Source organism: Burkholderia sp. AU17457 (genome assembly GCF_002223255.1).
Taxonomy (GTDB): Bacteria; Pseudomonadota; Gammaproteobacteria; order Burkholderiales; family Burkholderiaceae; genus Burkholderia; species Burkholderia sola.
In genome coordinates, this window is the sequence record NZ_NKFB01000005.1 from 35602 (window position 1) to 54514 (window position 18913).

Sequence of the window (18913 nt, forward strand, 5' to 3'; positions counted from 1 at the left end):
TCGTCCGGATGCGCGGGCGTTGCCGTCGCCCGCGTCCGGCGCCATGAAACGCGCCGCGCCGACGGGTTCGCCGGCCGGCGCGCCCGACCGGCGTTCAGCGCGTCAGCGTCAGCGCCAGATACCCCGCATAACCCGCACCGTTCGCGAGCAGCGCCCAGATCGCGAGCCCGCGCGTGCGCGCATGGATGCGGAGCCAGGCCGCCGCCGCGAGCGTGACGATCACGCCGGTCAGCACTTCGGGGCGCGGCTCCCACGGCGTCAGCATGATGCCGATCGCCGGCAGCAGCGTGCCCTGGAACACCATCGCGCCGGTGATGTTGCCGAACGCGAGCGTGTCTTTCCCGCGGCGGATCCACAGCACGCTGTTGACCTTCTCCGGCAGTTCCGTCGCGATCGGCACGATGATCAGCGACAGCAGCAGCGCCGACACGCCGAGCGCGTGCGACACGCCTTCCACGCCGTGAATGAAGCCCTTCGCGCCGCCGACCAGCAGCGCGACGCCGATCAGCAGTTGCAGCACGATCGTCGACAGGGTGGTCGGCAGGCCGACGCGCGACAGGAACATCGCGTGCGGCGCCTCGGTGCCGTGCCCGGCGTCGACGAGCCCGGTCGACGCGCGGAACGTCAGCACGACATACATCACGTAGAGGCCGGCCAGCATCGCGGCGAGCAATGCGCGCACGGCCCAGTTGTGATGCGGGACGAACATCGCGACGGTCGCCAGCGAGAATGCGGCGAGAAAGGTGTTCATGTCGCGCACGAAGCCCGTGCGTTCGGGCGCGATCGTGCCGCGCAGCCCGCGCGAGCGGATCACGGCGAGCGCCATCAGGAGCGTGGTGAGCGTCGCGAGCATCAGTGGCGCGCCGAGAATCGCGCCTACGCCGATCTCTTCGTTCACGGCCTGGTTCGACGTGCCGCCGGCCAGCGCGAGCAGCGGCACCATCGTTTCGGGCAGCGCGGTGCCGACGGCCGCGAACAGCGAGCCGGTCACGCCTTCGGAAATCTTCAGGCGTTCGCCGAGATGTTCGAGCGCATTGGTGAAGATTTCGGCGGCGACGAGGATGACGATCAGCATGAACGCCAGTTCGACGAACATGAAGGTCATGCGGCACCTCCGCGGGCGGCGGTGGCGTGAGGGAGGCGAGCGGAAAGGAACATGGGGACTCCGTGGTCGGACGCTGACGAACCATGACACATCCGCCGGCGTCCGACCAGGAACGACGCGATGTGCCGATGGTCTCGCCAAGCCGATCAGGCCGAACGCGCCACGGCCGCGGGCCGAGTGTGTTGACGCGTCCGCTTTCCGGTGACGGAAAGCAGGCTACTCCCCAAAGACGAAAAACAGTCTAGCCGAGCGGTTTTCGTTCGACAAGCGTTCGTCTGGAAAAATATACCCCTCTACCCTATGGGGGAAATCTTCCGGAGATATACTCCCCTACCCTATCCGAGAGCCATCGATGAGTCATACCGTTCGCGAGAAACAGAAGCTGCTGAACCGCGTGCGCCGTATCAAGGGGCAGGTCGAAGCGATCGAGCGCGCGCTGGAGGAAGAGCGTGGCTGCAACGACGTGCTGCAACGGATCACGAGCTGCCGCGGCGCGATGAACGGCCTGCTGGCCGTCGTGCTGGAAGACCACATCCGGTCGCATCTCGTCGATGCGGATACGGCCGACGCACACGAGGGCAGCGCGACCGAGCAGCTCATCGACGTCGTGCACAGCTATTTCAAGTAACCGGACCGCGACATGAACGAATTCAACCGCACGTCGGCCGGCGGCGCGCACAGCCACGCGTTTCTGGGCGCAGCACACGCCCGCAACGAGCGGAAGACGTGGATGGTCATCGGCCTGTGCACGGCGATGATGATCGCCGAGATCGTCGGCGGCACGCTGTTCGGCTCGCTCGCGCTGGTCGCCGACGGGCTGCACATGTCGACGCACGCGGGCGCGATGCTGATCGCCGCGCTGGCCTATACCTATGCGCGCCGGCACGCCGACGATCCGCGCTTCGTGTTCGGCACCGGCAAGCTCGGCGACCTGGCCGGCTTCACGAGCGCGATCGTGCTGGCGATGATTGCGATGCTGATCGGCTATGAGGCGATCGCGCGCTTGCTGGCGCCGGTGCCGATCCACTTCGACGAAGCGATTCCGATCGCCGTGCTGGGGCTTGCCGTGAACCTTGCGAGCGTGTGGCTGCTGAGCGGCGATCACCATCACGGGCATGGTCATCATCATCATGCGCACGACCACGATCATGACCACGGCGACACACACCATGATCACGGTTCGCACTCGGCCGCGCATCGCGACCACAACATCCGGTCGGCCTACGTTCACGTGATCGCCGACGCGGCCGTGTCGGTGCTGGCGATCGTCGGCCTGCTGCTCGCGCGCGCGTTCGGCTGGGTCTGGATGGACCCGCTCGCGGGCATCGTCGGTGCGCTGGTGATCGCCAACTGGGCGTACGGGCTGATGCGCGACACGGGCGGGATCCTGCTCGACGTCAACGTCGATCGCAAGCTGACGGACAACGTGCGCCGTGCGATCGAGGCGCTCGGCGACAAGGTCAACGACCTCCATGTATGGCGCGTGGGCCCCGGGCACATGAGCGCGATCGTGTCGGTCGAATCGGGCGACGCCGCGCGCGACGCGCGTTTCTACCATGCGCTGCTCGCGCGCTTCGACGGCGTGTCGCACGTGACCGTCGAAGTGATGACGCGTGCGAAGGCAGCCTGATCGTGGCCGCGAAATCGCCGTGTATCGACCTGTGCGCGTTCGACGGCCGAACGGGCTTTTGTGTCGGCTGCCTGCGCACGCGCGATGAGGCCCGCGACTGGAAGAAGCGGACCGACCATCGCCGGCACCAGATACTGAACGACCGGTCGCGCCGACAGGCGAAGCTACGGCGCGACGCGGCGCAATAGCAAGCGCGCACGCGCGCCTCGGTCTGCGATCAGGGTCGCGAGCATGCGGTAGCATCACAGGCATTCGGCATCACGATGCCTGAACCGGGAGCGATCCATGCAGACCGACGCATCGACCGGCATTCTTCGGCAGATTCCGCGTAGCGTGTGGGTGCTCGGCTGTGTCAGCCTGCTGATGGACGTGTCGTCCGAAATCATCCACAGCCTGTTGCCGATGTTCCTGATGGCGGGCCTGGGCGCGAGCGCGACGACGATCGGCGTGATCGAAGGGATCGCCGAGGCGACGTCGCCGGTCGTCAAGGTGTTCTCCGGCACGCTGAGCGATTACCTGCGCAATCGGAAATGGCTCGCGGTGGCCGGCTATGCGCTCGGCGCGCTCAGCAAGCCGTTGTTCGCGATCGCGCCGACGATCGGCGTCGTGGTGACCGCGCGGATCGTCGACCGCATCGGCAAGGGGATTCGCGGCGCGCCGCGCGATGCGCTCGTCGCCGACGTCACGCCCGTTCACCTGCGCGGCGCCGCGTACGGGTTGCGCCAGTCGCTCGACACGGTGGGCGCGTTTCTCGGGCCGCTGCTGGCCGTCGTCATCATGCTGGTGTGGCGCGACGATTTCCGCCTCGCGTTCTGGCTGGCCGTGATCCCGGGCGTGCTGGCCGTGGCGCTGCTCGCGTTCGGCATCCAGGAACCGGCTGGTGCGCCGGGCGAGAAGGGCGTGAACCCGATCCGCCGCGCGGTCGTCGCGCAACTCGGCGCCCGCTACTGGTGGGTCGTGGCCGTCGGCGGCGTGTTCGCGCTCGCGCGTTTCAGCGAGGCGTTCCTGGTGCTGCGCGCGATGGGCGGCGGCGTGCCCGTCGCACTCGTGCCGCTCGTGATGGTCGCGATGAACGTCGTGTATGCGTTGTCCGCCTACCCGTTCGGCAAGCTCGCCGATACGACGAGCCACACGAAACTGATGGCGATCGGGCTCGTGCTGCTGATCGCCGCCGACATCGTGCTGGCGCACGGCGCGCACTGGCCGGCCGTGCTCGTCGGCGTCGCGCTGTGGGGGCTCCATATGGGGATGACGCAAGGGCTGCTCGCGACGATGGTCGCGCAGGCCGCGCCGGCCGAATTGAGAGGCACGGCGTTCGGCGTGTTCAACCTGATCAGCGGCATCGTGACGCTCGTCTCGAGCGCCGTCGCGGGCGTGCTGTGGGATCGGGCCGGCGCCGCGGCCACGTTCTACGCGGGGGCCGTATTCAGCGCGGCGACCATCGTGCTGCTCGTGTGCGTTCGCACGTCGTTCGCCGCCGCGCGGAATCGCTAGCGCCGCACGCGGCGGCGCATCGTTCAATTGTCGGTGTCGCGCGGAAAGTGGAGCGCGAACGTCGTGCGCCCGTCGCGGCTCGCGACTTCCACCTTGCCGCGATGCAGCTCCATGATCGACTTCACGATCGCGAGCCCGAGCCCCGCGTTGCGCGCCGCGCCGTGCCGCGACGAATCGATCCGGTAGAAGCGCTCGAAGATCCGCTCGACCTGTTCGGGCGGAATCGCGACGCCGCGATTCGTGACTTCGACGACCGCGTAACCGCGTTGGGTCGACACGGCCAGCTCGATCGTCGATGCGGCTTCCGCGTGTTCGAGCGCATTCGACGCGAGATTGCTGACCGCGCGCCGGAACAGCGTCGCGTCCGCGACGACCGGCGCTTCGCCATGCACGTCGATGCGCACGCCGGCTTCGTCGGCCAGCGCCTGGAAATACGACGCGAGCCGGCGCAATTCGCTGCCCGCGTCGAGTTCGGCGGCTTTCAGGTGCTGCCGCGCATTGTCGGTGCGCGCGAGAAACAGCATGTTCTCGATCATCCGCTGCAGCCGTTCGCATTCCTCGATGTTCGATTCGATCAGCGCTTCGTATTCGTCGGCCGTGCGCGCGCGCGACAGCGTGATCTGCGATGAGCTGATCACGTTCGCGAGCGGCGTGCGCATGTCGTGCGCGAGATCGGACGAGAATTGCGACAGCCGCACGAACGCGCGTTCGAGGCGGTCGAGCATCCGGTTCACCGACGTGGCGAGCTCGCGCAATTCGACCGGGCCGCCGCGTGCGTCGAGGCGTGCGTTCAGGTTGTGCGCCTCGATGCGCGACGTCTGCCGGCCGAGGCTTTCGACCGGGCGCAGGCCGCGCGACGCGACCGCGTAGCCGAGCGCGCCGACCAGCAGCGCGCCGACGGCCGCCGCGAGCCAGATGTCGACGCGATAGCTTTCGAGCAGCGACTGCCGATCGGTCGCCGTGCGTGCGAGGGCGACCTGGATCGTTTCGCCGGACGGCAGCGTTTCGCGTGCGGACACGCAGCGCGACGTGCCGATGCCGGGCGGCGCGCAGGTGAACGGGCCGTCGGTGCTGCGTGACCGATGCGATGCGGCGATCACCGACGCGAGCGTGTTGCCGGCTTCGTCGGAATGCTCGACGAGCGGGCGGTTTTGCGCGTCGTAGATGCCGAGATAGACACCCGGATGCGACAGCAGCACGTCGTGGAACACGGCCGGATCGGCGCGCAGCGCGGCCGTCGATCCGCTGGCGCGTGCGAGCTGCAGAAACTGGTTGAGCTTGCCGGAGATCTCGATGTCGTCGCGTCGCGTCAGCTCGGCGGACAGCGATCGGTACAGATACGCGCCGGTCAGCGCGAACACGAGCGCGGCGACCGCTGCGAACGCGAGCGTCAGGCGCCGCAGCAGCGAATACGAAGCGGCGTGCGCGGTCACGAACGATCCTCGAGCACGTAGCCCATCCCGCGGATCGTGTGGATCAGCTTCGTCTCGTACGCGTTGTCGATCTTCGCGCGCAGGCGCTTGATCGCCGCGTCGACGACGTTCGTGTCGCTGTCGAAATTCATGTCCCAGATCTGCGACGTGATGAAGGTGCGCGTCAGCACCTCGCCCTCGCGTTCCGCGAGCAGCTGCAGCAGCGCGAATTCCTGCGCGGTCAGGTCGATGCGGGTGTCGGCGCGCCGCACGCGGCGCTTGAGCAGGTCGATTTCGAGATCGGCGACGTGCAGGATGTCGCGCACGTTGCGCGGCGCGCGCCGCAGCAGCGAGCGGATGCGCGCGAGGAATTCGGCATACGCGAACGGCTTGAGCAGGTAATCGTCGGCGCCGAGTTCGAGCCCGGCGACCTTGTCCTCGATCGCGTCGCGGGCCGTGAGCAGCAGCACGGGCGTCTGCTTCTGCGCGCGTAGCCGCCTGAGCACCTCGAAGCCGTCCAGCGCCGGCAGCATCACGTCGAGCACGACGAGATCGAAATCCTCGTGCAGCGCGAGGAACAGCCCGTCCTGGCCGTTTTCCGCGACGTCGACCGTGTAGCTCGCCTCCATCAACCCCTTCCGGAGGTACGACGCCATCTTGGGTTCGTCTTCGACTATCAATATCCGCATGGTGAGGCAGGCCGTCCGTGATTCCAGCCGGTCAGTGTAACGCCGGAGCATACGGCGCCGCGCGTGCGCGAACGATGATCGGCGGATGACGGAATTGTCATGAAAGCCCGGTCATGTTTCGGCCATGTCGCCGTCACCGCGGCGGCGATAAGCTGCTGCCGTCTTGTCCCCGGCGCGCCGTCGTGCGACGCGCCGGCCCAACGGTCGCTGTCTGCCCGATTTCGCATCCATGTCGTACTGGCGCACCTTTCTCGTCGTCGTGTTGCTGGCGCTGAGCCTGCCGATCCAGTCGTTCGCGGCTGTTTCAATGCCGTGCGCGGGCGCCGCCGTGCCGCATGAGGACAACGCGCCGCACACGATACCGGCCGCGCAGGACGGCCATCACGATCACGGCGATCGCGCGCGGCATGCGTCGTCATGTGCCGCGTGCGTGTCCTGCTGCATCGGCATGGGCATGGCGGGCGCACCCGCGGCGCCCGTCATGGCGAGCGTGCGCGTCACGACCGTCGCGCGGCCGCGTTCGGCCGGGGGCGTGTCGTTCCTGACCGGCGGCATCGACCGGCCGCCTCGCCGGATACCCGTCTAGTTCCTGGCCGCGGCCGACCCGCCGCGATCCGCTATTTGCTCCGGCCATCGCATCACGCCACGCCGGACGACTTTACGACGAGACATGTTCATGCGATTGATCATTGCGGCGCTATGGGGCGCGGCGGCCCTCGTGCCGTCGCTCGCGCCCGCGCAAACCGCGTTTCCCGATCCGGCGGACGCCGCCGCGTCGGTGCCGGACGTCACCGTGACGTCGGCGTTCGACGACTATCGGCCGTATCGGGACGACGCAGGCCCGGGCTGGAAGCAACTGAACCGGGACGTGACGGAGCGACCCGCGAAAGGGCGCACGAACAGCGGCGCGGCCGGCAACGGCGCCGCTCATTCCACGCACGGAGGGGCCACGCGATGACGACGCTCGCGATATCGCGTCGGATCGGTGCGGCCGCGATCGTGCTGGCGCTCCTCGCGGGCTGCACGACATTTTCGAAGGACGGCGGGTTCGACGCCGTGTCGTCCGTCGCAACCGAGCGAATCGGCAAGGACGCGGTGGTGGTGCGGACCGACGCCGACCGCGAAGCGGTCGACCAGCGGACGCAGGAATTGCTTGCAAAACCGCTGTCGATGGACGACGCGGTGCAAGTCGCGCTGCTGAACAACCGCGGGCTGCAGGCGTCGTACGCGGAACTCGGGCTGTCGGAGGCCGACCTCGTGCAGGCCGGCCGGCTGCCGAACCCGCGCTTCGCGTTCAGCCGCACGCGTGCCGGCGACGGCGAGCTGACGCTCGGCCGCACGTTCTCGGCGAACGTGTTCGCGCTGCTGACGATGCCGCTCGCGACGCACATCGAGCGCCGCCGCTTCGAGCAGACCAAGCTCGAAACGGCCGACGCGATGCTGAAGGTCGCGGCCGACGCGCGCCGGGCGTACGTGGAGGCCGTCGCCGCCGAGCAGGCCGCGAACTATGCGCAGCAGGTGCGCGAGGCTGCGAGCGCGGCGGCCGAACTCGCGCTGCGCATGCGGCAGGCCGGCAACTTCAGCCGGCTCGACTACGCACGCGAACAGGCGTTTCATGCCGACGCGGTCGCGCAGCACGCGAAAGCGCGCCAGCAGGCCGTCGCCGCACGCGAGAAGCTCACGCGCGCGATGGGGCTGTGGGGCGAGCGCACGCGGTACGCGTTGCCCGAACGCTTGCCCGATCTGCCTGAAGCGCGCCCGGACCTGCCGGATCTCGAACGTTTCGCGATGAGCAACCGTCTCGACATCCAGGCCGCGAAGCTGCGGACGCAGGGCGTCGCGTCGTCGCTCGGCCTGAGCAAGGCCACGCGCTTCGTCAACGCGGTCGAACTCGGCTACGTGAACGACTACGAAACCGGCAAGGGCCACGAGCACGGCTACGAGATCAGCGTCGAGATTCCGCTGTTCGACTGGGGCGGCGCCAAGGTCGCGCGTGCCGAGGCGATCTACATGCAGTCCGCGAACCGGCTCGCGAAAACCGCCATCGATGCGCGCTCCGAAGTGCGCGAATCGTATGCGGCTTACGTCACCCGCTACGACGTCGCCACGCACTATCGCGACGAAGTCGTGCCGCTGCGCAAGACGATCTCCGACGAACTGCTGCTGCGCTACAACGGGATGCTCGCGAGCGTGTTCGAGCTGCTGACCGATGCGCGAGAACAGGTTGGCGCGGTCAACGGCTACATCGATGCGCTGAAGGACTACTGGCTCGCCGAAACCGATCTCCAGATGGCGGTCGGCGGCCGGTTGCCGTCGTCGGGCGCCGCGCCACGCGCGACGCACTCCGCCGAATCAGCACCCGAATCCGCTTCGAAAGCCGACGCCGCGCCGCAGCCGGCGTCCATTCCCGCGGCGCCGTCGGCGCCCGCCACGCAACCACATCCGGAAGGTCATTGACATGGTGTCCCGTCGACAATTTCTCAGCGGCTCGGGCGCCGCGCTGCTCGGTGCGGCGATGGTCAGCAAGGCCGGCGCCGCGTCGCTGCCCGAAGCGCCCACGATGGCGAAAGCCGGCACGCAGCCGCCGCTCGTGCCGCCCGACGGCCGCCCGTACACGCCCGTCGCGACGTTGAACGGCTGGTCGCTGCCGTGGCGGATGAAGAACGGCTGGAAGGAATTCCACCTGACGGCCGAGCCCGTCGTGCGCGAGATGGCGCCCGGCATGAACGCGAACCTGTGGGGCTACAACGGCCAGTCGCCGGGTCCGACGATCGAGGCCGTCGAAGGCGACAAGGTCCGCATCTTCGTGACCAACCGGTTGCCCGAGCACACGACGATCCACTGGCACGGGCTGCGGCTGCCGAACGGGATGGACGGCGTCGGCGGCCTGACGCAGCCGCACATTCCGCCCGGCAAGACCTTCGTCTACGAGTTCCGGCTCGAAGCGCACGGCACGTTCATGTATCACCCGCACGCCGACGAGATGGTGCAGATGGCGATGGGGATGATGGGCATGTTCATCGTGCATCCGAAGGCGCGCGGCACGATGCCGGTCGATCGCGATTTCGTGTTCCTGCTCGCCGCGTACGACATCGACCCGGGCAGCTACACGCCGCGCGTGAACGAGATGACCGACTTCAACATGTGGACCTTCAACTCGCGCGTATTCCCGGGCATCGATCCGCTGCCGGTGCGCGCCGGCGACCGCGTGCGGATCCGGTTCGGCAACCTGACGATGACGAACCATCCGATCCACCTGCACGGCTACAGCTTCGAGGTCGCGGGTACCGACGGCGGCTGGATTCCGCCGGCCGCGCGCTGGCCCGAAGTGACGGCCGACGTCGCGGTGGGCCAGATGCGCGCGATCGAGTTCACCGCCGATCGTCCGGGCGACTGGGCGTTCCATTGCCACAAGTCGCATCACACGATGAATGCGATGGGCCACCAGGTGCCGAACCTGATCGGCGTGCCGCAGAAGGATCTCGCGAAGCGCATCGGCAAGCTCGTGCCCGACTACATGGCGATGGGCAGCACGGGCGGCGCGATGGGCGGCATGGAGATGCCGCTGCCCGACAACACGCTGCCGATGATGACCGGCACGGGCCCGTTCGGGCCGCTGGAGATGGGCGGCATGTTCACGGTGCTCAAGGTGCGGCAGGGGCTTGGCCGCAACGACTATCGCGATCCGGGCTGGTTCCGGCATCCGAAGGGCACGGTCGCGTACGAATTCACCGGCGAATTGCCGGATGGCTGAAGCAGCACGCGGCGGCCGCACCGACGCGGCCGCCGGTTTCCATTCACTCACACGGGAGTCGACACGATGAAGAAAGGACTGGTTTTGATGGCGACGGGGTGTGCGCTGGCATTGTCCGCCGCGTCGTACGCGGCCGGCGACATGGCCGGCATGGACATGAGCGGCGGCGCGAGGCAGGGCGCCGCGGCGGCGCAGCGCATGTCGCACGGCGAGATCCGCAAGGTCGACATGGCCGCCGGCAAGCTGACGATCAAGCATGGCCCGCTGGAGAACCTCGGGATGGACGCGATGACGATGGTGTTCAAGGTCAAGGACCCGGCGATGCTGTCGCAGGTGAAGGTGGGCGATACGATCGACTTCGTCGCCGAGGACGTGAACGGCGCGCTGACCGTCGTCGAACTGAAGAAGCCGTGACGCGGAGCGCGAACATGAACAGCACGATTTCCGGACGGCTCGCCGCGCTCGCCGCGGCTGCCGCCCTCTTCGCGATGACACCGGTCGCGGCTTCGGCCCACGGCAAGCTCGAAGGCGCTGTGCCGGCGGCCGGCAGCACGGTCGACGCGGCGCCCGACACGTTGCGGCTCACGTTCAACGAAGACCTCGAACCGGCGTTCAGCTCGGTGACGGTGTCCGACGCGAGCGGCAACGCCGTCACGCGGGACAAGGCGAAGATCGATGCGTCGAACCCGCGCGTGATGACCGTCGCGATACCGAAGCTCGCGGCGGGCGCGTACACGGTGCAGTGGGCGGCGATGACGGCCGACGCGCATCGCACGAAGGGCGCTTATACGTTCCGGGTGAAGGGGTGAACGACGGCATCGTCGGCCTGCTGCGGCTCGTGTCAGTGGCGATCCAGAACGCCGGGTTCGCGGTCGTCGTCGGCGCGTTGCTCGGCCGGCACTGGCTCGCGCGCGGCGCATCGGTGTGGCAACACGACGTCGGGCGGCGGCTCGTCGCGACGCTGCGCAGCGCGTCCGTCGTATCGCTGCTCGCGAGCGTCATCGCGTTCTGGGCGCACTGCGCGCTGATGAGCGAAGTGCCGCTGCTCGACGCGGGGCCGGCGGCTCATTCGATGCTCGCGGGCACCGGGTTCGGCCATGCGTGGCTGGCCGGCACGGTGTTCATGCTCGTCGTCGTGCTGCTGTCGTTCGTCACGCATGCGAACGACACCCGGTTTCCGTTCGCGATGGCGGTCGCGCTCGCCGGTGTCGCGCTCGCGCGCGGCAACGGCGGCCATCCCGTGGATGCGGGCTTGTTCAGCGTGCCGGTGTGGATCGACTGGCTGCATCTGCTGGCGATCAGCGCATGGGTCGGGCTCGTGCTCGTGACGGCGTTCGGCGTGATGCCGCGGCTCGTCCGCATGCCGGCGAGCGAACGCACGACGGGCGCATCGTTCGTGCAGTCGTTGTCCGATGCATCCACTTACGCGCTGGTCGTGCTGTTCGCGACCGGTACGTACAACGGCTGGCGCGGCGTGGGTACGCCCGCCAACCTGCTCGCGTCGACGTACGGGCAGATCCTGCTGCTGAAGCTCGCGCTCGTGCTGATTGCCGCGATGCTCGGCGGACACAACCGGTTCTTCGGGATGCCGAAGCTGCTGGCCGCGTTGAAGGACCCGGCCGCCGCGATGCCGGCCGGCGCGTTGAAACGGTTCGGCACGGTGCTGCGCGTCGAGGCGGTCGTGCTCGGCGGCGTGCTGATGGTGGCGGCCGTGCTCGTGTCAAGCGCACTGCCGGGGACGGTCTAGCGCGGCGGTTTTGTCGGCGCAGGATTCGGCGCATCGGCGACGCCCGGCCGTACGACGCGTGGCGATCCCGGCGTGATGACGACGATGACATCGGCCTGTCTGCCGATTACCAAAAACTGTCACCGAGCGTCGCTAAGCTTTCGCCACCCTCACAACCGGGATTCCCGCCATGCGCTCGACAATCCGCCTGTTTGCCCCGCTATTGCTGCTCCCGATGCTCGCCGCGCCGGTATTCGCCGCCACCGCCGCGCCCGTCAGCGCGAATTGCGGCGGCAGCACGACGCCGATCGCCGATATCCAGGGGACGGGCGCGCCGTCGCCGCTCGCTGGCCAGAACGCGTCGATCGAAGCCGTCGTCACCGCCGATTTCGGCGGCACGGACGGCTTCGGCGGCTTCTTCGTCCAGCAGGCCGATGCGCAGCGCCGCAACCAGCCGGGTGTGTCCGAAGGCCTGTTCGTCTATGCGCCGAAGGTGCGTGCGAAGGCCGGCGATCTCGTGCACGTGACGGGCAGGGTCGACGAGAAATACGGGCAGACGCAGCTCACGCTGGCGGGCGCGATCGCGGTGTGCGCGAACGGCCAGACGGTCACGCCCGCGACGCTCACGCTGCCGGTCGACAGCCCGAACGCGTTCGCCGCGTACGAAGGGATGCTCGTGCGCCTGCCGCAGACGCTGAACGTCACTGACAACTACGAACTCGGGCGCTACGGCAGCGTGATGCTCAGCAACGGCCGGCTGCGTATGCCGACGAGCGTCGTGCCGCCCGCACAGGCGCAGACGCAGATCGACGCGAACGCGCGCAACCGCCTGATCCTCGACGACGGCTCGAACAAGCAGAATCCCGCGACCGTGCCGTATCCGGCGCCGGGCCTGTCGGCCGCGAACACGCTGCGCGCGGGCTACACGGTGCGCGACGTCGAGGGCGTGCTCGAAGTGCGTTACGGCGCATGGCGCGTACAGCCGCTGCCCGGCGCGGCCGCGCCGGTGTTCGACAAGCGCGAGAACCGGCGCACGAACGCACCGGCGCGCGATCCGAAAGCGAACCTGCGCGTCGCGTCGTTCAACGTGCTCAACTACTTCAACGGCAACGGTCTCGGCGGCGGCTTCGACGATCCGAACAATCGCGGCGCGAAGACGTTCCAGGAATTCCAGCGCCAGGAAGCGAAGATCGTCAGCGCGCTGAAGGCCATCGACGCCGACGTGATCGGCCTGATGGAAATCCAGAACAACGGCTACGGCGAACTGAGCGCGGTGCGCCAGCTCGCGGCGAAGCTCGGCAGTCACTGGCGCGTGGTCGATCCGGGCACGTCGCGGCTCGGCGGCGACGCGATCGCGGTCGCGATGATCTACGACAGCCGCAAGGTCGAACCGGTCGGCCGCGCGGCGACGCTCGCGATCGATGACAAGAACCGCCAGCCGCTCGCGCAGTCGTTCCGGCTGCTCGGCGGCAATAAACAGGCGCTGACGGTGGCCGTGAACCACCTGAAGTCGAAGAACTGCCCGGATGCCGCGAACGACGATCTCGACCAGGGCGATGGCCAGGGATGCTGGAACCCGACGCGCACGCGCGCGGCGGCGAAGGTCGCCGACTGGCTGGCCGGCAACCCGACGGGCGTCAAGAGTCAGGGCGTGCTGCTGATCGGCGACTTCAACAGCTACACGTACGAAGACCCGATCCGCACGCTCGAATCGCGCGGCTACCGCAACCTCGTCGCGCGCTGGATCGGTGCGAACGCGTACAGCTACGTTTACAACGGCGAAGCCGGCTATCTCGACCACGCGCTCGCGACGCTGCCGCTCGCGTCGCACGTGAAGGCCGTGCACGAATGGCACATCAACGCGGACGAGCCGCTCGCGCTGCAGTACACGCTCGCGTACAAGTCGGCCGAGCAGCAGAAGACGTTCTATGCGGCCGATGCGTATCGTTCGTCGGATCACGATCCGGTGCTGATCGATATCGCGCTGCCGGGCGGCGGGAAGTGACGATGGCTTGAGGTTTTGCGACAGGCGTGATGTGCGGCAATGCCGGACGTCGCGCTTGTCCCGGAAACCGTTCGAATACCGGGTAAATAATTCCATGAGTAATTAATCGAGCCGGTACTTTATGGATGATGCAGTGCACATCGATGCCGCAATTGAGGAAGGATTGAAGTGAATCGAATCGTCGAATGACCTGTACACGCTGCTGCATCGCGTTAATCGATTGGCGATAATAAAATTGAAAGAATGATCATGCCGATTTGAAGGATTTCTGTCTGCTGCGCCAATACGGGAAAGGATTCTGCATTGCGCGTGAAAAGTAAAATATTCGGCGTGGCATTGCCGCCAAAACACACCTTGCACGAATAATTCCGTTTTCTTTCAAGTTCCAGACACTGTCCGCCCTTCGCATCATTGCGGGATTTTTAATATCCGAATGATCTTTGACAACGCGGCGCAGCACCGCCTATTTTTGTCATGGCCTGAGTTTCAGTCATACAAAAGTTGTCCAAACTGCAGGGGGCGCGTCCGGGCATCATTCTCGCCAGCAGTTTGCTGTGTCTGTATCAAGTTCAGTCTCTTGGAAGTCCTATCCCCAACCGCCGACTGCCGACCGTGCAACGCGAGTGGCGGGTCGGCCTGCGCGTGTCGCGGGCGTTGGCGGCCTTTGTGACGCGGTATCCGAAGCTGAAGGAAAGAGATGAAACCAGACAGGAGCAGTACCGGCAGCCGCCGTGTTCGTCGTGGCCGGCTGGCCGGGCTAGGCGCATTGACCGTCATGACACTGGCGCTCGCGGCATGCGGCGGCGACGATTCGTCGTCCGTCGGCGCGTCGAGCCTCGCGCAGGCCACCGCGAGCCAGCAGGCCAGCGCGCAGGCGGCCGGCACCCAGACGTCTGCCGCCAACCAGTCGTATGTCGACCCGGTCGCGTACTCGATGAACGCGACCGACGGCCTCGCGCCGTCGCAGGTGTCCGAGAAAGCGGCCGTCATGCATTACCAGTGGAAGGGCGGCGGCAAGACGATCGACTACACGACGACCACCGGCCACCTGACCGCGCAGGACGCGAACGGCAACCCGGAAGCGTCGATGTCGTATGTCGCGTACACCGCGCCCAGCACGAACGGCAAGCCGCGCCCGGTCACGTTCGTCTATAACGGCGGGCCCGGCTCGTCGTCGATCTGGCTGCGGCTCGGCTCGTTCGCGCCGACCCGCGTGGCCACGCCCGATCCGCTGTTCGGCAACAACTGGCCGAATTATCCGCTCGTCGACAATGCGGAGAGCCTGATCGACACCACCGACCTCGTGTTCATCGACCCGCCCGGCACCGGGCTGTCGGAAGCCGTGTTGCCGAACACCAACCAGAAGTACTGGGGTTCCGACGCGGACGTGAACATCATGCGCGACTTCATCCAGCGCTACCTGAACGTCAACAGCCGCGGCACGTCGCCGATCTACCTGTACGGCGAATCGTACGGCACGCCGCGTACCGACATGCTCGCGCTCGCGCTCGAATCGGCCGGCGTGCACCTGACGGGGATCGTGCTGCAATCGGCGATCCTGAACTACTTCGCGGATGCGGTGGAAGCGGTGGCGATCACGCAGTCGACCGCAGGGCTGCTGCTCGATACCGATACGGTGGCCGGCTATCTGCCCGGCTACGCGGCGGTCGCGGCGTACTTCAACCAGGTGTCGCCGGCGCCGGTGAACCAGGATCTGTATGCACTCCAGACGGAACTGTTCACGACGCTGATCTACAGCCAGCTGCAGAAGTATTCGCAGTCGTGGGTGTTGAGCCAGCTCGGCATTCCGGACGCGCTCGGCACGCCGGTGTTCCCGAGCGATGCGACGCTCAGGCTGTGGTCGATTCCGTCGAGCCTCACGCAGCAGGCGCTGCGCGACTATTTCAACGCGAATCCGTTCGGCACGAGCCTGGTGCCCGGCACGACGATCGGCCGGTATGACGGGCGCGTGTCGTTGCCGAACTCGGACCCGCGACTGCAGAACGACGGCGATCCGTCCGACATCCTGATCTCGCAACCGTTCACGAACGCGCTCGCGACGCAGATGCCGGACTACCTCGGCTATACGGCCCCGAACGCGACGTACCTGCCGCTGAACGACAACATCATCGGCGTCTGGGACTTCTCGCACGACGGCCAGCCGATGCCGGACACGATTCCCGATCTGCTCGGTGCGCTGCAGCTCAACCCGAAGCTTCGCGTGCTCGCGGAGAACGGCTACCACGATCTCGCGACGCCGTTCTTCAACACCGAGAAGCAGCTCGCGCGGCTGCAGACGGTGAAGGGGCTGCATCCGAAGCTGCAGGTGAATTTCTTCCAGGGCGGTCACATGATCTATCTGGACGACGTCGCCCGTCCGCTGATGAAGCGGGATTTGCAGACGTTCTACAAGGGCGCGCGGATTCCGACGGCGCTGACGCTGCACACGCTGCCGCCGCCGTGGCCGGATGAAAACCCGCCCAGCGTGCCGACCGGCAGCACGCCGGGCGCGACGGCCGCGACGACGCTGGCGGCAGCCCCTTGAGCGACGGAGTCCTTGTCAAAGGAACCCTCTATTCATCCATTGAATGCGAGCGATCATGTCCCTAATCCAATTGATGCGGCGTATGTCTCCGTTGATCGTGCTCGGCGCCGTGATGAGCAGTGCCTACGCGTTGCCGCCGCAGGCGGTGGCGCCGGTGAAGCTGCCGCACGGCGGGCGCGGTGTCGACGGTCCGTTCTTTCCGGCCACGCGCGCGGCGCCGGTGTTGCCGTCGACCGGCGCGGCCTTGCAGCAGCAGGCGCAGCAGCGCGTCGACGCGAGGCTCGGCGGCAATACCGTGCTGAGCAACGGCGCGGCCGTGACGAAGGCGCAGGCGCAAAGCAGCGGGCTCGGCTTCGTGTCGAAGCACTTCGACGAGATCGATGCGAAGCACACCGGCCGCGTGACGATGAGCGATGTGCGGCAGTTCATCCGGCAGCGGCAGGTGCAGGCGCAGCAGGAACAGCAGGACGAGTGACGTAGCGGGCAGGGCGGCGGCCGGCGCGGCTTTCCATCGCGCCGGCCGCCGAATTTCGACGTCTGGGCGTGCGCGATGTGTTGCCTAGGGCGCGATCACCGTCATCCTGAACGGCCCGCCATGTTCGGCCGCATGCGCGACCGCGTCGTTCGCGTCGTCGAGCGCGAAGACCGTCACGTCGAAGTGCCCCAGGTCGAGCAGCCCGCCGCGAACGAGCCCGGTCATCAGCGTCACCGCTTCCGTCGGGTACATCCATTTACCGCGCAGCGTGATGTCGTTGCGCATGAGCCACGGATACGGCAGCTCGAGCCCGGCCCCGCCGAGCATGCCGACGCCGCCCATCAGCACCACGCGCCCGTACGGACGCACGGCCATCACGGCCGCCCGCACCGTCGTCGCCGGCACCGACGGCGGCATCAGGTCGATCACGCAGTCGATCGGCCCCGGCGCGGCGTGCTGCATGCGGATGCGGTCCGCGGTTTCGTCGCCGGTCAGTTCGACCGTGCGCACGCGGTCGCCGAAGCGGCGTTCGAGATCCGCCAGCACGCGCGCATTGCGGCCGGGCGCGACCACGCACCGCGCGCCCATCGCCAGCGCCACCGCGATGCATGCGCTGCCGAAATTGCCGGTCGCGCCGCTGACGAGCAGGATTTCGCCGGCGCGCAGATCGGACGCAAGCAGCCCGCCGTAAGGCACGAGCAGCGTATTGAGCGCGCACCAGCGCGTGGCGTCGGCGGCCGCGATCGCGCCGATGCGCACCGCATTCTCGGTCGGCACGCGCAGCCGCTCCGCGAACGGGCCGTCGTGAAAGTAGCGTTGCAACTGCTTGCCACCTTCGCCGCGCGCGCTCCAGCCTTGCAGCACGATGTCGGGTATCCGTGCGTCGTCGCGCGAACGCACGGTCGGGTCGCAGAACACCCAGTCGCCCGGCTGCAACTGCGTCGCGTCGGGGCCGGTTTGCCGGACCCGGCCGATCGCGCCGCAACCGGGCACCATCGGCAACTCGATCGGATAGCGGCGCTCGCCGCTGAACACTTCACGCGCATAGGACAGAACCGGCGTCGCGACGACGTCCACGACGACTTCGCCGGTGCCGAGCACCGGGTCCGGCATCGTTTCGATCGCGAGCGGCGTGCCCAGCGACTTCAGAATCGCAGCTTTCATGACACTTCCCGAGGGTGAGGACGCGTCGATTCTGGCAGGCTTAGAATCGGCAACAAGGCCCGGCGCGAGCCCAGGATGGGCCGATACCACCCTGCACGGAGCGAACCCGATGACCGCTACCACGCGAACCCCGTTCGGTGATTTCCTGCGCTCGCGGCGCAAGAAGCTGCGCCCGGATGCCGTCGGCCTTCACGACGGCCCGCGCCGGCGCACGCCCGGCCTGCGGCGCGAGGAAGTCGCGGAACTGGCCGGCATCGGCGTCGACTGGTACGTGCGGCTCGAGCAGGGGCGCGACGTCAACCCGTCGGATACGACGCTCGACGCACTGGTGCGCGCGTTGCGGCTCGACAAGGCCGAAGCGGCCCACTTGCGCACGCTCGCGCGGCGCGACGGGTCACCTGCGTTCGTGCCGGAACGCGTGCCGCCGGCCATCGCGCGGCTCGTCGCGCATCTTCAACAGCCCGCCTACGTGACCGGCCGACGCTGGGACATCCTCGCGTGGAATGCGGCCGCGGCCGATCTGCTCGGCTTCGACCGGCTGGCGCCAGCGGATCGCAACATCCTCGTCTACATGTTCGAGGCGCCGTACGCGCGTGCGCTGTTCGCCGCGCGCTGGGCCGACGAGGCGCGCCGGATGATCGCGCTGTTTCGCACGAACCACGATCTCTACGCGAGCGACCCGGCGTTCGTCGCACTGGTCGCGCGCTTGCGCGCCAGTAGCAGCGAATTCTGTCGATGGTGGGATACGCATGACGTGCGCAGCGGCGTGTCGGGCGAGAAGGTGCTCGTGCATGCGCAACGCGGCACGCAGCGCTACGAGTACGCGACGTTCCAGGCGAACGACGATCCCGCGCTGAAGCTGGCGATCTATACGCCGGTGAACGGCGATGAACAGACGTGATGCGGCTGTGACT

Annotated in this window: 19 protein-coding genes and 1 riboswitch; of the genes, 15 read left to right on the top strand and 4 right to left on the bottom strand. The window is 67.6% G+C overall.

The features are described 5' to 3' along the window. Positions 1 to 94: 94 nt before the first annotated feature. A complete protein-coding gene (locus CFB49_RS17410) occupies positions 95 to 1105 on the bottom strand; it encodes a sodium:calcium antiporter (RefSeq protein WP_089491875.1) in 1011 nt (336 codons plus the stop codon). Between the two features lie 68 nt (positions 1106 to 1173). After that, positions 1174 to 1342: riboswitch (yybP-ykoY riboswitch) on the bottom strand. A 115-nt stretch (positions 1343 to 1457) separates the two neighbouring features. Between CFB49_RS17410 and CFB49_RS17415 the strand changes: the two genes are divergently transcribed. The 4 genes from CFB49_RS17415 to CFB49_RS17430 all read left to right on the top strand — a co-directional run bounded on the left by CFB49_RS17415 (position 1458) and on the right by CFB49_RS17430 (position 4229). Then, a complete protein-coding gene (locus CFB49_RS17415; RefSeq protein WP_069619013.1) occupies positions 1458 to 1733 on the top strand; it encodes a metal/formaldehyde-sensitive transcriptional repressor in 276 nt (91 codons plus the stop codon). A gap of 12 nt (positions 1734 to 1745) precedes the next feature. After that, entirely contained in the window at positions 1746 to 2735 is a 990-nt protein-coding gene (gene dmeF, locus CFB49_RS17420) for a CDF family Co(II)/Ni(II) efflux transporter DmeF (RefSeq protein ID WP_089491876.1), read from the top strand. 2 nt (positions 2736 to 2737) lie between these two features. Continuing rightward, positions 2738 to 2923 (top strand): DUF1289 domain-containing protein, encoded by a 186-nt coding sequence (locus CFB49_RS17425; RefSeq protein ID WP_089491877.1) that lies wholly within the window; start codon positions 2738 to 2740, stop codon positions 2921 to 2923. A gap of 97 nt (positions 2924 to 3020) precedes the next feature. Next, positions 3021 to 4229, top strand: a complete 1209-nt coding sequence (locus CFB49_RS17430; protein WP_089491878.1) for an MFS transporter — start codon at positions 3021 to 3023, stop codon at positions 4227 to 4229. A gap of 23 nt (positions 4230 to 4252) precedes the next feature. Here the strand turns inward: CFB49_RS17430 and CFB49_RS17435 are convergent, their stop codons facing one another. Further along, positions 4253 to 5662, bottom strand: a complete 1410-nt coding sequence (locus CFB49_RS17435; protein ID WP_089491879.1) for a heavy metal sensor histidine kinase — start codon at positions 5660 to 5662, stop codon at positions 4253 to 4255. Beyond that, positions 5659 to 6330, bottom strand: coding sequence for a heavy metal response regulator transcription factor (locus CFB49_RS17440; protein ID WP_069619009.1), 672 nt, complete (start codon positions 6328 to 6330; stop codon positions 5659 to 5661). Before CFB49_RS17440 ends, CFB49_RS17435 begins: the two co-directional genes overlap by 4 nt. 229 nt (positions 6331 to 6559) lie before the next feature. On the opposite strand from CFB49_RS17440, the gene CFB49_RS17445 reads away from it, so the two are divergent. From CFB49_RS17445 to CFB49_RS17495, 10 genes are all read left to right on the top strand, one after another. Next, positions 6560 to 6916: a hypothetical protein gene (locus CFB49_RS17445; protein WP_089491880.1), complete on the top strand. Its 357-nt coding sequence runs from the start codon at positions 6560 to 6562 to the stop codon at positions 6914 to 6916. A 90-nt stretch (positions 6917 to 7006) separates the two neighbouring features. After that, the gene (locus tag CFB49_RS17450; protein ID WP_179234915.1) at positions 7007 to 7288 is read left to right on the top strand and encodes a hypothetical protein; all 282 of its coding nucleotides are present in this window, start codon (positions 7007 to 7009) and stop codon (positions 7286 to 7288) included. Further along, entirely contained in the window at positions 7285 to 8787 is a 1503-nt protein-coding gene (locus tag CFB49_RS17455) for a TolC family protein (protein ID WP_089491882.1), read from the top strand. The genes CFB49_RS17450 and CFB49_RS17455 overlap by 4 nt, the downstream gene beginning before the upstream one ends. Position 8788: 1 nt before the next feature. Then, positions 8789 to 10084 (top strand): multicopper oxidase family protein, encoded by a 1296-nt coding sequence (locus CFB49_RS17460; protein ID WP_089435902.1) that lies wholly within the window; start codon positions 8789 to 8791, stop codon positions 10082 to 10084. A 66-nt stretch (positions 10085 to 10150) separates the two neighbouring features. Beyond that, the gene (locus CFB49_RS17465; protein WP_089491883.1) at positions 10151 to 10498 is read left to right on the top strand and encodes a copper-binding protein; all 348 of its coding nucleotides are present in this window, start codon (positions 10151 to 10153) and stop codon (positions 10496 to 10498) included. A 14-nt stretch (positions 10499 to 10512) separates the two neighbouring features. Further along, positions 10513 to 10893, top strand: coding sequence for a copper homeostasis periplasmic binding protein CopC (gene copC / locus CFB49_RS17470; RefSeq protein WP_089437037.1), 381 nt, complete (start codon positions 10513 to 10515; stop codon positions 10891 to 10893). After that, positions 10890 to 11831: a CopD family protein gene (locus tag CFB49_RS17475; RefSeq protein ID WP_089491884.1), complete on the top strand. Its 942-nt coding sequence runs from the start codon at positions 10890 to 10892 to the stop codon at positions 11829 to 11831. The genes copC and CFB49_RS17475 overlap by 4 nt, the downstream gene beginning before the upstream one ends. 169 nt (positions 11832 to 12000) lie before the next feature. After that, positions 12001 to 13815 (top strand): ExeM/NucH family extracellular endonuclease, encoded by a 1815-nt coding sequence (locus tag CFB49_RS17480; protein ID WP_089491885.1) that lies wholly within the window; start codon positions 12001 to 12003, stop codon positions 13813 to 13815. 697 nt (positions 13816 to 14512) lie between these two features. Beyond that, a complete protein-coding gene (locus tag CFB49_RS17490; protein WP_089491886.1) occupies positions 14513 to 16360 on the top strand; it encodes a S10 family serine carboxypeptidase-like protein in 1848 nt (615 codons plus the stop codon). A gap of 82 nt (positions 16361 to 16442) precedes the next feature. Further along, entirely contained in the window at positions 16443 to 16835 is a 393-nt protein-coding gene (locus CFB49_RS17495) for a 2-oxoglutarate dehydrogenase (RefSeq protein WP_227789689.1), read from the top strand. 84 nt (positions 16836 to 16919) lie between these two features. On the opposite strand, the gene CFB49_RS17500 is transcribed toward CFB49_RS17495, so the two are convergent. Beyond that, positions 16920 to 17999: an alcohol dehydrogenase catalytic domain-containing protein gene (locus tag CFB49_RS17500; RefSeq protein WP_089435907.1), complete on the bottom strand. Its 1080-nt coding sequence runs from the start codon at positions 17997 to 17999 to the stop codon at positions 16920 to 16922. A 109-nt stretch (positions 18000 to 18108) separates the two neighbouring features. On the opposite strand from CFB49_RS17500, the gene CFB49_RS17505 reads away from it, so the two are divergent. Then, positions 18109 to 18900, top strand: a complete 792-nt coding sequence (locus CFB49_RS17505) for a helix-turn-helix transcriptional regulator (RefSeq protein ID WP_069619000.1) — start codon at positions 18109 to 18111, stop codon at positions 18898 to 18900. Positions 18901 to 18913 lie beyond the last annotated feature (13 nt).